Here is an 11,925-nt window from a genome sequence, read left to right as displayed (position 1 = left end):
AAACCCGCAGCCGTTTTTTTCACCGAAAAGTCGTAAATGGCGCAAAAAGTCCATCCGGGGCGCGGGGAGTACCCCTTCCGTCAAAGCCTACGGCTTTGCCACTCGTTCCCCACTCTGTCGCTGACGCGACATCTCTCCCCGGCCGGGGAGAGTCTGTCCAAGGGGACGGCTTTTGGCGGTAGCGGTAAAGTTTCTGGCATAGTCCAAAGGCGTCCCCTTGAGGAAAGACTTCCCCCGCTCCGGGGGAAGATGTCACCGCAGGTGACAAAAAGGGGAATCTGGCACGGCGCAAGCCGTGACTGAGGGGGTACTGAGAGGGCAACAACGCCAAAGCAGCCAGACCGCCCGGGCGGGGCAGTCTGGCTGCGGGGTCTTATTCTACCGGCTTCATGCTGGCGGGGTCCTCTACTGCGCCGGGCTGACCGGCGGCGTCCGGCAGGCGCTTCATGCCGCCGGGATTGGGGGAACAGGTGGGCAGGGTGAACACAAAGCGGCACCACTCGCCCTGCTGGCTCTCCACGCGGATCTGCCCGCCGGACAGATTGACCAGCACCTTGCAGATGTTCAGCCCAAGGCCGGAACCACGGGCGTGCAGGCCGCGGGAGCGATCCTCCTTGTAGAACCGCTCGAACACATAGGGCAGCGCCTCCGGGCTGATGCCCTGCCCGGAGTTCCAGATGGAGATCTCGGCTTCGGGGCCAAGCTTTTCCACGCTGAAGCGGATGGTGCCGCCCGCCGGGGTGAACTTGATGGCGTTGTCCAGCAGGTTATACGCCACCTGATGGATCAGGTCGGGGTCTGCGTAGACCAGCACCTTTTCGTCCATGGTCAAACCTTCCAGCTCGATCATGCCATCATTGATGCGCTGCTCTGCCGCCAGCGCCACGCCGGTCAAAGTCTCCCAGATATTGAACATCCGGGCGTTCACCTGATACTCGCCGCTTTCCAGTTTGGAGAGATCCAGCATATTCTGGATGAGCCGCGCAAGGCGCCCGGTCTCCTCGCTGACCAGCTGCAGATAGTGGTTCTGCATCTCGGGCGGGATGGTGCCGTCCAGAATGCCGTCCACAAAGCCCTTGATGGTGGTCATGGGGGTGCGCAGCTCATGGGCGATGTTGCCCATGAACTGCCCCCGGGAGTTATCATTGGACTGGATATTCTCCGCCATCTGGTTAAAGGTGCGGGCAAGGTCTGCCACCTCGCCATCGCCCTCCACGCCCTCCACGCGGACGGAGAGGTCGCCGCCGCCAAAGCGCTGGGCGGCATCGGTGACCTTTTGCAGCGGGTCGGTGAGCTGACGCATCAGCAGGCGGGTCAGCACGCTGGCGCACAGCAGCATCACACAGGCGGACATGAGGAAGTTGGACCAGAACTGCTGCTTGAAGTCGGTGAGCTGCGCGCCGGAGGAGCACAAAAACAGCCAGCCGCTGAACAGGCTCTGGTCGTCGATGGTCTCCACCGCCGCGATATAGCTTTTTTCGGTCAGGGCACCGCCCAAATCGCCGAAAGCGTGGTAGTGCCGGGCGTCCGGGTCAGCCACTGCATTGGCGCGCTGGCAGATATCCAGCGGCACGGTGTCGGTGGTAAGCTTTTCCGGGTCGGAGGCAATGAGCACATTGCCCTGCCGGTCGGTGAAAAACAGATACGCCTCGGCGCTCTCGCCGATGATCTCCAGCTTGGTGTTCAAAGCGTCCAGCTCTGCGCCCTGCGGCATGGTCTCGCTGTTTACCAGATATTCTGCGGTGCGCTTGGCAACGCTTACCACCTGATCCAGTGTTTCGTAGCGATCCTTCGCAAAATAATTTTTGAACAGCACCCACTCCGAGCAGCCCATCAGCACGATGCCCAGCACCATCAGGGTGGACACCATGGAGAAAAAGGCTGTGGAGATACTTTTACGCATTACTGACGCACCTCGAACTTATAGCCCACGCCCCAGACGGTTTTCAGCTCCCACTTATCGGAAGCCCCGGCCAGCTTTTCGCGCAGGCGCTTGACGTGGACGTCAATGGTGCGGCTGTCGCCGTAGTACTCAAAGCCCCACACCTCGTCCAGCAGCTGGTCGCGGGTGTACACGCGGTTGGGGTGGGAAGCCAGACAGTTGAGCAGTTCCAGCTCCTTGGGGGGAGCTTCCACCACCTTGCCCTTGACCCGCAGCTCGTAGCTGTTCATATCCAGACGGAGGTTGTCGAACTCGATGACGCCCTCGGTGCTCTCGGCGGCAGCGGAGGTAGTCTGGCAGCGGCGCAGCACCGCCTTGATGCGGGCCACCACTTCCTTGGCGTCAAAGGGCTTTACCATGTAATCGTCCGCGCCAAGCTCCAGCCCCAGCACCTTGTCAAAGGTCTCGCCTTTGGCGGTAAGCATCATTACCGGGGTGTTGCCCGCCTTGCGGATGCGGCGGCAGACCTCAAGGCCGTCCATGCGGGGCATCATCACGTCCAGCAGCACCATGTCCGGCTTGACCGCGTTGAACTTTTCCAGACCTTCTTCGCCATCGTTGGCCACAGTGACCTGATAGCCCTCCTTGGTCAGGTACAGCCGCAGCAGCTCGCAGATGTTGGCGTCGTCATCCACCACAAGGATCTTTTCGTTTGCCATAAGTTTTCCTCCCCTTTTATGCAGGTTTTTGCTGTATCTTCAGCCCTTCCGGGCGTTTTGACAGGCTCTTTCCTTTCTATTATACGGGACAGTTATGACAAAATAAAGAAGGAAGTGTAGTTTTTTTCACATTTCTGCCTAGGGTGCACCTTACGCAGCCGCGCTATCGGCAAGAAACGTTCACAATGGAACCTCCAAAATTTGATTTCTTGCCGATAAAATGGTATAATCGTTTTACTGGGAGGTGTTATCATGAAGTACCATTCTGTCGCTGATACGGCAAAATTATGGAATATTTCAGAACGAACTGTCCGCAACTACTGTGCTACCGGCAAGATCCCGGGCGCAGTGCTTACCGGCAAGACTTGGAACATTCCGCAGGATGCAAAGCGCCCGGCGCGCACCAACAAAAAGCTAGAAGCACCCAGAACCCTGCTGGATGTTTTGCAGAACGAGATGACCGGGCAGGTCAAGGGCGGCATCTACCACAAAATCCAGATCGACCTTACCTATAACTCCAACCATATTGAGGGCAACCGCCTGACCCATGACCAGACACGGTATATCTACGAGACCAATACCATCGGCATGGAGAATGGTATTGTCAATGTGGATGATGTGGTCGAAACAGCCAATCACTTCAGGTGCATTGACCTTGTCATCCGGGATGCAAAGAAACCCATCAGCGAAGCGTTTATTAAAAAGCTGCACCTTACCCTGAAAAGCGGCACCAGCGATTCCCGCAAAGACTGGTTTGCTGTCGGTGAATATAAAAAGCTTCCGAACGAGGTCGGAGGCAGAAGCACCACTGCGCCAGAACTGGTTGCCCCACAGATGAAAGAGCTTTTATCTGCGTACAATCAAAATCCTGCCAAGTCGCTGGAAGACCTGCTGGAATTTCACTATGCCTTTGAATCCATCCATCCGTTTCAGGATGGAAATGGCCGTGTTGGGCGGCTTCTGCTCTTCAAGGAATGCCTGCGGAGCAACATCGTGCCGTTTATTATCACGGATGACCTCAAAATGTTCTACTATCGGGGTCTGCACGAGTGGAAAACTGAACGCGGGTATCTGCTGGACACCTGCCTGACCGCGCAGGATCAGTTCAAGGCAGTTCTGGATTATTTCAGGATTCCTTATTCAAGATAGCCCCGCCCCCTTGCGCTGGCGGGGTTCATCGCGTATAATGGTAGATGTATCGTTATGCCAAAAAACGTGTAAGGAGCGTATTTTATATGAAGTTAGGTATCGTCGGCCTGCCCAACGTGGGCAAGTCCACTCTGTTCAACGCCATCACCTCCACCAAGAACGCGGAGGCTGAAAACTATCCCTTCTGCACCATCGAGCCGAACTCCGGCATCGTGGCAGTGCCGGACAAGCGGCTGGACAAGCTGGCCGAGATCTGGCAGACCAACAAAAAGACCCCCGCCATCGTGGAGTTCGTGGACATTGCCGGTCTTGTGAAGGGCGCAAGTCAGGGTGCCGGCCTTGGCAACAAGTTCCTTGGCCATATCCGCGAGTGCGACGCCATCGTGCACGTTGTACGCTGCTTTGACGATGACAACATCATCCATGTGGTGGAGGACGTGACCAAGGCCGAGGCCGTGGACCCCATTGCCGATATTGACGCCATCGACTACGAGCTGATCCTCTCCGACCTTGAGGTGGTGCAGAACCGCGCTGGCCGCATGGCAAAGGCTGCCAAGAGCGGCAACAACAAGGGCGCTGCCGCCGAGGCCGCTTGGCTGCAGCAGCTGGCCGACCACCTGAGCACCGGCAAGCCCGCCCGCAGCTTCGATTTTGACCCCGCCGACACCGAGCAGCAGACCGTTCTGCACGAGATGGGTCTGCTGAGCGCAAAGCCGGTGCTGTACGCCTGCAACGTGGGCGAGGACGACCTGATGGAGGGCATCGAGAACAACAAGTACGTCCCGCTGGTGGCTGCCCGCGCCAAGGAAGAGGGCGCCCGCTACATCCCCATCTGTGCCAAGACCGAGGAGGATATCGCGGATTACAGCCCCGAGGAAAAGAAGGCGTTCCTGGCCGAGATGGGCATCGAGGCCAGCGGTCTGGACAACCTGATCACCGCCAGCTACGACCTGCTGGGACTGATCTCCTTCCTGACCGACGGCAAGAAGGAGTGCCGCGCATGGACCATCCGCAAGGGCACCAAGGCTCCGCAGGCTGCCGGTAAGATCCACAGCGACTTCGAGCGCGGCTTCATCCGCGCCAGCGTCATCGGCTATAACGATCTGGAAGCCAACAACTTCGACTACGCCGCCGTCAAGGCCAAGGGCCTGCAGCGCACCGAGGGCAAGGAGTATGTTGTGCACGATGGCGATGTCATCGAGTTCCTGTTTAATGTTTAAAGTCCTTCCCGTGAAAAGTGGAACCCGAAATGCCCGCGTTTGCGCAGCAATGAAAGCCCCAGTGGGGCTTTTAAGTGGCAGAGCGGTCTGCGTAAGCAGATGGAGGGGTTTTACCCCGACAAGCTCCGCAGGCGGTTCGGGTTCCTGAATTAAAAAGAATCATTCCTCTGAATATGGCCAAAGCGCACGCGGCGGCCATTTTTGATCGTAAAAGGAGCTTACCATGATCTTGGGTATTATGGGCGCTATGCCCGATGAAGTAGACCAGCTGTGTGCAAAGCTGGAAAATGTCACCGTTGAGCCCTACGGCGGCGTGGAGTACCACAAGGGTACGCTGGCCGGCAAGCAGGTGGTGGTGTGCTGCGCCGGTATGGGCAAGGCCAACGCCGCCGCTACCACGCAGGTGCTCATTACCAAGTTTGGCGCGGAGAAGATCATCTTCTCCGGCATTGCAGGCAACATGACCAGCAAGATCGGCATCGGGGATGTGGTCATTGGCAAGACGGTGCTGTACCACGACGCTCAGCTGGATATGATCTGCCAGAACCCGCCGTTCCTGAAGGAATACACCGGCGACCCGGCACTGATCGCCGCCGCCGAAGCCGCCTGCGCCGAAGCCGGGGTCAAGGCACTGGTGGGCAAAATTGCCACCGGCGATTTGTTCGTGGGCGACAGCGAGACCAAAGCCGCTATTGAAGCCAAGTGCGCCCCGGACTGCGTAGAGATGGAGGGCGCTGCGGTAAGTCAGATCGCCGCCAAGAACGGCGTGCCCTGCGTCATTCTGCGCGCCATGAGCGACAACGCCGACGAGGACGGCCACGAAGTTCTGGTGGTGAAGAAGTTCAGCATCAGCGAGTATGTCGCCACCGCCACCAAGATCGTGGCAGCGATGGTGGAAAAGCTGTAAAAGTCTTGAAACAAAAACAGCCAGACCGGCAGTGCCGGTCTGGCTGTTTTGCGTTTATGTCAGTTTTCGGTCAGGTCTTTGGTATATAGTGCGCGGGTGGCGTTGAGCACGGCAATGACCATCACGCCCACATCTGCAAAGATGGCTGCCCACATTCCGGCAATACCCAGTGCGCCCAGCAGCAGGCACAGCGCCTTGATGCCCAGCGCAAACACGATGTTCTGGTGCACGATGCGCAGGGTGCGGCGGGCAATGCGCATGGCAAGCGCGATCTTGGCGGGGTCGTCGTCCATCAGCACCACGTCTGCGGCCTCGATGGCAGCGTCCGAACCCAGCGCACCCATGGCAATGCCCACGTCTGCGCGGGACAGCACCGGCGCATCGTTGATGCCGTCACCCACAAAGGCAAGGTTCTCCTTAGGCTGCTTTGCGGCAAGCAGCTTTTCGATCTGGTCCACCTTGTCGCCGGGCAAAAGACCGGCGTGGTACTCGTCCAGACCCAGCTGCTGCGCTACCGCCTGTGCCACCGGCTGTGCATCGCCGGTCAGCATGACCGTCTTGCGCACGCCGGAAGCCTTCAAAGCGCGGATGGCATCGGCGCTGTGGGGCTTTACCACGTCCGAAATCAGCAGATAGCCCGCGTAGCTGCCCTCCACGGCAACGTGCACGATGGTGCCCACGCCGTCCACGGCGGGCACGGTCAGCCCCAGCTTTTCCATCAGGCGGGCGTTACCGGCGGCAACGCTCTTGCCGTCCACCTTCGCGGTCACGCCATGACCGCCAAGCTCCTGCACATCCGTGACCCGGGCGGCGTCAATGGGCTTGCCGTAGGCAGCTTTGATGCTCAGGGAGATGGGGTGCTTTGACCAGCTTTCCGCCAGCGCAGCGGCTTCCACCAGTGCGGTGTCGGTCACGCCCTCGGCGGGATGGATGCCGGTGACCTTAAAGGTGCCCTGCGTCAGGGTGCCGGTCTTATCGAACACCACAACGCCGGTGTTTGCCAGCTCTTCCAGATAAGTAGAGCCTTTTATGAGGATGCCGCAGGCGGAAGCGCCGCCGATGCCGCCGAAAAAGCTCAGCGGGATGGAGATGACCAGCGCACAGGGGCAGCTGATGACAAGGAAGGTCAGGGCGCGGTAGACCCAGTCGCCAAAGCGGGCGGGCTGTCCCATAAGCAGCAGCACCACCGGCGGCAGAAGCGCCAGCGCCAGTGCGCCGTAGCAGACAGCGGGGGTGTACACCCGGGCAAAGCGGGTGATAAAGTTTTCTGCCCGGGCTTTTTTCATGCTGGAATTTTCCACAAGGTCGAGAATTTTAGAGACGGTGGACTCGCCAAATTCCTTGGTGGTGCGCACTTTCAGCAGGCCGGTCATGTTCACGCAGCCGCTGATGACTTCATCCCCGGCGTTCACGTCCCGGGGCAGGCTTTCGCCGGTCAGGGCGGCGGTGTTCAGGGCAGATGCACCCTCCACGATGACGCCGTCAATGGGCACCCGCTCGCCGGGCTGCACCACGATGACGGTGCCCACCTCGACCTCATCCGGGTCCACCTGTTCCAGCTTGCCGTCCTCGCCCTCGATGTTGGCGTAGTCCGGGCGAATGTCCATCAGGCTGGCAATGCTCTGGCGGCTTTTGCCCACGGCGACGCTCTGGAACAGCTCGCCGATCTGGTAGAAGATGATAACGGCGCAGCCCTCCACATAATCGCCCAGTGCAAACGCACCCACGGTGGCAACTGCCATCAGGAAGCACTCGTCAAAGGGCTGACGGTTCTTGATGCCCTTCAGCGCCTTGCGCAGCACATCCCAGCCCACCACAAGGTAGGGGATGCAGTAGAGCGCCAGCTCAACCGGCATGGGCAAGGCGGGCAAAAGCTTGAGCACGATCACCAACGCCACGGCGATCAGAATGCGCTCAAGGGTCTTTTTTTGTTTCTTGTTCATAAGCAACGCTCCTCATTTTGCGGTGCAGCGGATGAAAAACGGGTGGTTTTCCACAAGTTTTTCGGCAAAAAAATGGGTATTCCACAGTTTTACCCGGGTTTTCCACACAGTTTTCCGGCAGAAAAGCTCTTTTTCACGCTTCTTTTTCGTTTTCCTCACGAAACCTGTTGAAAACCCGGTGGAAATTGTTGAAAAGTGGCGGATTTTTCCACAGAAAAACTCTCCCAGTCCGTACCGACCGGGAGAGCTTTGCCGCACATCAGATATCAAAGATCTCGCAGTCGTCCTCTACCTTCTTGCAGGCAGACAGCACATTCTCCATGGTGGCGTGGGGGTCGGCACCCTCGGCAAACTCCACCTTCATCTTCTGGGTCATAAAGCTGACGGTCGCCTTTTCCACACCAGAAACGGTGTTGGCGGCATCCTCCATCTTCTGGGCGCAATTGGCGCAGTCCACTTCGATCTTGTAGGTCTTTTTCATAATAAGTACCAGCCTTTCTTTTTGTGCGGGCATGTGCCCGGTTACTCTTCGATATGGTCCATTCCCATGGAAAGGATGCTGCGCACATGGTCATCGTCCAGTGCGTAGAAAACAGTTTTGCCTTCCCGCCGGAAGCGCACAAGCTTGGAGTCCTTGAGCACCCGCAGCTGGTGGCTGACGGCAGACTGGCTCAGCTGCACGGCGTCCGCGATATCCTGCACGCAAAGTTCGCTGTCATGCAAGGCGTACAGAATTTTGATGCGGGTGGAATCGCCGAACACGCGGAACAGGTCTGCCAGTTCGTACAGCACCTCATCGTCCGGCATCTCTACCGGCTGTTTTTCCTTTTCCGGTGCAGTCTGTTCTAGCCCGGTCATGCTGTCCTCTCCTTTCGTTTTGATATATGAGCATCTGTTCATGTGTTCATGATAACACGCAGACAGCCCCCTGTCAAGCAAAATCCGCAAAGTTTTTTACATCCCCGCAAAATTGCTGAAAATCGCCGTAAAACGCAAAAAAGATGCAAATTTAATTTGCAAATTGGGTGCGGGTTGGACAGGCAAAACGATTTGGAATGGCTTCCGCTTCTTCCGGGTTGCGGCACCCAGCATCCGCATCGTGCCTTGGGCGGCACGCGCGTCTTGCTGGCCGCTGCCCCAACAACTCCTCCCTGTTTCCGCCGCTGGCGGCGGTCGTCGTCGTTGCTAGCCATGTTCAGCGGAAATAATATTTATATTTTCGCGTTTGGAGCGCTCCAAACGCTATTTTCACGGGAGGGGTCGTAGAGGGAAACGGCATTTGCAGCGCCGCTTTCTGCGAAAGCGCAGCGCTGCGGGCGGGCGCTCGCTCCCCCTCGGGGGAGCTGTCGCGCAGCGACTGAGGGGCTTTTAATGGAGAAGCGAAAAAAGCGTTAAAGCGATAGCGCCGACTGGCGCAGCGCTAGCTTTTTTGTGCTTCGACTTCTTCTTTAGGATTGTCAAGGGCGAGCAGCCCTTGGCCCGTTGCGGGGTGGGTGGAGTCCAGAGGTAGGGAGGGGGGAATCGGAACACCCCTCCCTGCCTCTGGCCCAGCGGAGCGTCCCTGCACGCTGAAGGCAGGCAGAAACGTTCCCCGCGGAGCGCGACACGCTTCCAGTCCTCCCGCTTTCCGGGCGCTTCCCTGAAAAAATATGCAAAAAATAGTGCATTCCGGCGCGTTTTGTGATATCTTATAAAGGTGTGTAACCACAAATAACACAACTGCGTCCAAAGGACGCATAAGGAGGAACTGTATATGAAGTTGGAAACCGGAATCTGCGGCGAGCAGAGCGTGTGCGTGAGCGCAGAGAACACTGCAAAGACCATGGGCAGCGGCACGCTGGACGTGTTTGCTACCCCCGCACTGGTGGCACTGGCCGAAAAGACCTGCTGGCAGAGCGTTGCCCCTGCGCTGGAAGCGGGCAGCGGCACCGTGGGCACCAAGCTGGAGCTGGAGCACACCGCACCCACCCCTGTGGGCATGACCGTGACCTGCCACAGTGAGCTGGTGGCTGTGGAAGGCCGCAAGCTGACCTTCAAGGTGACGCTTGCGGACGAGAAAGGCCCTGTGGGCGGCGGCACTCACGAGCGCTTTGTCATCTTTGAGGAAAAGTTTGCCGCTAAGGCCGAGGCCAAAAAGGGCTAAGGATCGTCCGGTTCTGTTTCGTCCAGCCGCAGCGGCGGCAAGTCTGCAGCCAGCAGCTGCTGCTCGGCGCGGGTCTGCGCGTCCTGCAAAAGCTGCACAGCCTGCACACTGGCACGGAACAGTTCAAAGTACATAGCCTTATAATCCGGCACGGTGCACACCCCCTTTGCATTTCTGTGGGTAGTCTGCCCCGCAGCCTGCGCCCCGATACGCCGGACGAACCCCGCAGACAATGATTGACACCTGATATGAGGAGCTTATGAAAAACAAAAACCTTTCCTGGGTGGGGGCGCTGTTCGTCTTTGCCCTGCTGCTGTGGTGCACGGCGGTAACCCCCGGCAAGGTGGCCGACCCCGCCACCTACACCTGTGCGGTGTACAGCACCTTCTTTTCCCTGCTGCCGCCGGTCATTGCCATCGTGCTGGCGCTGAACACCAAGGAGGTGTACACCTCACTGCTGGTGGGCATTGCCTCCGGCGCGCTGCTGTACGCCAACGGCAACCTTGAATTGGCGCTGAACACCCTGTTCTTCAACGAGGACGGCGGCATGATCACCAAGCTGTCGGACTCCGGCAACGTGGGCATTCTGGCCTTTCTGGTGATGCTGGGCATTCTGGTGGCGCTGATGAACAAGGCGGGCGGATCGGCAGCCTTCGGTCGCTGGGCGTCCACCCACATCCACAGCCGGGCAGGCGCACAGTTTGCCACCCTGCTGCTGGGCGTGATGATCTTTGTGGATGACTACTTCAACTGCCTGACCGTGGGCTCGGTGATGCGCCCGGTGACCGACCGGCAGAAGGTGTCCCGCGCAAAGCTGGCTTACCTGATCGATTCCACCGCCGCACCCATCTGCATCATTGCGCCGGTGTCCAGCTGGGCGGCTGCGGTCACTTCCAGCGTCCCGGCGGGTTCCGGCATCAACGGCTTTACCATGTTCCTGCGCACCATTCCTTATAACTATTACGCCGTCATGACCGTTGTGATGAGCCTGTTCCTCATCTTTACCGGGGCAGAGTTCGGCCCCATGAAGCTGAACGAGGACAACGCCAAGAACGGCGACCTGTTTACCACCGCCGACCGTCCCTACGGCGACGATGTGGACGATGGGAATGATACCAACGGCCATGTCATCGACCTGATCGCGCCGGTGCTGGTGCTGATCGCGGCCTGTATCTTCGGCATGGTGTACACCGGCGGCTTCTTTGAGGGCGTGGACTTCATCACCGCCTTTGCGGACTGCAACGCCTCGGCGGGTCTGGTGCTGGGCAGCAGCATCGCTTTGCTGTTCACCTTTGTATTTTACCGGGTACGCGGCGTGATGACCTTTCAGGACTTTGCCGCCTGCATCCCCGAGGGCTTCAAGGCCATGGTCAGCCCCATGCTGATTTTGTCCCTTGCATGGACGCTGTCCGGCATGACTGGCCTGCTGGGTGCAAAGTATTATGTGGCAAACCTGCTGGGCAGCTCTGCGGCGGCTTTGCAGTATCTGCTGCCGTTCATCATCTTCCTTGTGGCAGTGTTCCTTGCCTTTGCCACCGGCACTTCCTGGGGCACCTTCTCCATCCTGATCCCCATCGTCTGTCAGGCCTTCCCGGACGGCGAGATGCTGGTGGTGTCCATTGCCGCCTGCCTGTCCGGCGCGGTATGCGGCGACCACTGCTCTCCCATCTCGGATACCACCATCATGGCTTCGGCGGGCGCACATTGCAGCCATGTGAACCACGTTTCCACCCAGCTGCCCTACGCCATTACGGCAGCGGCCTGCTCGGCGGTGTGCTACATCATCACCGGCCTTGCACAGGCAGTGCTGGGCAGCCGCGCAAGCCTTGTCACCTCGCTGGTGCTGCTGGTGGTTGCCATCGTGCTGGAACTGGCGGTGCTCGGTGTCATCCGCGCCCGCACCCGGGCAAAAAATTCCGGGGATGCTGTGTAAAAATTCCGCTATGCAGCGGGGCATTTTCG

General features: G+C 58.7%; 12 protein-coding genes. 5 read left to right on the top strand and 7 right to left on the bottom strand.

Annotation, left to right across the window (positions count from 1 at the left end; translation table 11 throughout):
- Positions 1-373: 373 nt before the first annotated feature.
- Together MTP36_RS00900 and MTP36_RS00895 are read right to left on the bottom strand one after the other, a co-directional pair.
- Positions 374-1,903 carry a sensor histidine kinase gene (locus MTP36_RS00900; RefSeq protein ID WP_249252845.1) on the bottom strand — a complete coding sequence of 510 codons (1,530 nt, stop codon included), beginning with the start codon at positions 1,901-1,903 and terminating at the stop codon, positions 374-376.
- Entirely contained in the window at positions 1,903-2,601 is a 699-nt protein-coding gene (locus tag MTP36_RS00895) for a response regulator transcription factor (protein WP_005921458.1), read from the bottom strand. The genes MTP36_RS00900 and MTP36_RS00895 overlap by 1 nt, the downstream gene beginning before the upstream one ends.
- A 252-nt stretch (positions 2,602-2,853) precedes the next feature.
- Here MTP36_RS00895 and MTP36_RS00890 point away from each other — a divergent pair, with 252 nt between their 5' ends.
- The 3 genes from MTP36_RS00890 to MTP36_RS00880 all read left to right on the top strand — a co-directional run bounded on the left by MTP36_RS00890 (position 2,854) and on the right by MTP36_RS00880 (position 5,877).
- The gene (locus MTP36_RS00890) at positions 2,854-3,750 is read left to right on the top strand and encodes a Fic family protein (protein ID WP_249252843.1); all 897 of its coding nucleotides are present in this window, start codon (positions 2,854-2,856) and stop codon (positions 3,748-3,750) included.
- Positions 3,751-3,836: 86 nt separating this feature from the next.
- Positions 3,837-4,970, top strand: coding sequence for a redox-regulated ATPase YchF (gene ychF, locus MTP36_RS00885; RefSeq protein ID WP_249252833.1), 1,134 nt, complete (start codon positions 3,837-3,839; stop codon positions 4,968-4,970).
- A gap of 223 nt (positions 4,971-5,193) precedes the next feature.
- Positions 5,194-5,877 (top strand): 5'-methylthioadenosine/adenosylhomocysteine nucleosidase, encoded by a 684-nt coding sequence (locus MTP36_RS00880; protein ID WP_118658520.1) that lies wholly within the window; start codon positions 5,194-5,196, stop codon positions 5,875-5,877.
- Between the two features lie 59 nt (positions 5,878-5,936).
- Here the strand turns inward: MTP36_RS00880 and MTP36_RS00875 are convergent, their stop codons facing one another.
- Genes MTP36_RS00875 through MTP36_RS00860 form a run of 4 tightly spaced genes read right to left on the bottom strand, consistent with a single transcriptional unit; the run spans position 5,937 to position 8,678 of the window.
- A complete protein-coding gene (locus MTP36_RS00875) occupies positions 5,937-7,820 on the bottom strand; it encodes a heavy metal translocating P-type ATPase (protein ID WP_249252821.1) in 1,884 nt (627 codons plus the stop codon).
- Positions 7,821-7,832: 12 nt separating this feature from the next.
- Positions 7,833-8,090, bottom strand: coding sequence for a hypothetical protein (locus MTP36_RS00870; protein ID WP_249252820.1), 258 nt, complete (start codon positions 8,088-8,090; stop codon positions 7,833-7,835).
- A complete protein-coding gene (locus MTP36_RS00865; protein ID WP_055186604.1) occupies positions 8,080-8,301 on the bottom strand; it encodes a cation transporter in 222 nt (73 codons plus the stop codon). The genes MTP36_RS00870 and MTP36_RS00865 overlap by 11 nt, the downstream gene beginning before the upstream one ends.
- A 41-nt stretch (positions 8,302-8,342) precedes the next feature.
- Positions 8,343-8,678 carry an ArsR/SmtB family transcription factor gene (locus MTP36_RS00860; protein WP_055186601.1) on the bottom strand — a complete coding sequence of 112 codons (336 nt, stop codon included), beginning with the start codon at positions 8,676-8,678 and terminating at the stop codon, positions 8,343-8,345.
- Between the two features lie 895 nt (positions 8,679-9,573).
- On the opposite strand from MTP36_RS00860, the gene MTP36_RS00855 reads away from it, so the two are divergent.
- Positions 9,574-9,963 carry a thioesterase family protein gene (locus MTP36_RS00855; protein ID WP_249252818.1) on the top strand — a complete coding sequence of 130 codons (390 nt, stop codon included), beginning with the start codon at positions 9,574-9,576 and terminating at the stop codon, positions 9,961-9,963.
- On the opposite strand, the gene MTP36_RS00850 is transcribed toward MTP36_RS00855, so the two are convergent.
- Positions 9,960-10,115, bottom strand: a complete 156-nt coding sequence (locus MTP36_RS00850) for a hypothetical protein (RefSeq protein WP_154252423.1) — start codon at positions 10,113-10,115, stop codon at positions 9,960-9,962. The two genes, MTP36_RS00855 and MTP36_RS00850, sit on opposite strands and share 4 nt — an antisense overlap.
- A 107-nt stretch (positions 10,116-10,222) precedes the next feature.
- Here MTP36_RS00850 and MTP36_RS00845 point away from each other — a divergent pair, with 107 nt between their 5' ends.
- Positions 10,223-11,896 carry a Na+/H+ antiporter NhaC family protein gene (locus tag MTP36_RS00845; RefSeq protein WP_249252816.1) on the top strand — a complete coding sequence of 558 codons (1,674 nt, stop codon included), beginning with the start codon at positions 10,223-10,225 and terminating at the stop codon, positions 11,894-11,896.
- The last annotated feature ends 29 nt before the right edge of the window (positions 11,897-11,925 follow it).

Origin of the sequence: Faecalibacterium sp. I4-1-79 (assembly GCF_023347235.1) — a bacterium.
GTDB lineage: Bacteria > Bacillota > Clostridia > Oscillospirales > Ruminococcaceae > Faecalibacterium > Faecalibacterium tardum.
This window is presented reverse-complemented; position numbering and strand designations above follow the sequence as displayed.

Coding starts and splice junctions, on each gene's coding strand:
- MTP36_RS00855 (WP_249252818.1), top strand. CDS start 9,574: ATGAAGTTGGAAACCGGAATCTGCGGCGAGCAGAGCGTGTGCGTGAGC.
- MTP36_RS00860 (WP_055186601.1), bottom strand. CDS start 8,678: ATGACCGGGCTAGAACAGACTGCACCGGAAAAGGAAAAACAGCCGGTA.
- MTP36_RS00895 (WP_005921458.1), bottom strand. CDS start 2,601: ATGGCAAACGAAAAGATCCTTGTGGTGGATGACGACGCCAACATCTGC.
- MTP36_RS00890 (WP_249252843.1), top strand. CDS start 2,854: ATGAAGTACCATTCTGTCGCTGATACGGCAAAATTATGGAATATTTCA.
- MTP36_RS00880 (WP_118658520.1), top strand. CDS start 5,194: ATGATCTTGGGTATTATGGGCGCTATGCCCGATGAAGTAGACCAGCTG.
- MTP36_RS00875 (WP_249252821.1), bottom strand. CDS start 7,820: ATGAACAAGAAACAAAAAAAGACCCTTGAGCGCATTCTGATCGCCGTG.
- MTP36_RS00845 (WP_249252816.1), top strand. CDS start 10,223: ATGAAAAACAAAAACCTTTCCTGGGTGGGGGCGCTGTTCGTCTTTGCC.
- MTP36_RS00865 (WP_055186604.1), bottom strand. CDS start 8,301: ATGAAAAAGACCTACAAGATCGAAGTGGACTGCGCCAATTGCGCCCAG.
- ychF (WP_249252833.1), top strand. CDS start 3,837: ATGAAGTTAGGTATCGTCGGCCTGCCCAACGTGGGCAAGTCCACTCTG.
- MTP36_RS00900 (WP_249252845.1), bottom strand. CDS start 1,903: ATGCGTAAAAGTATCTCCACAGCCTTTTTCTCCATGGTGTCCACCCTG.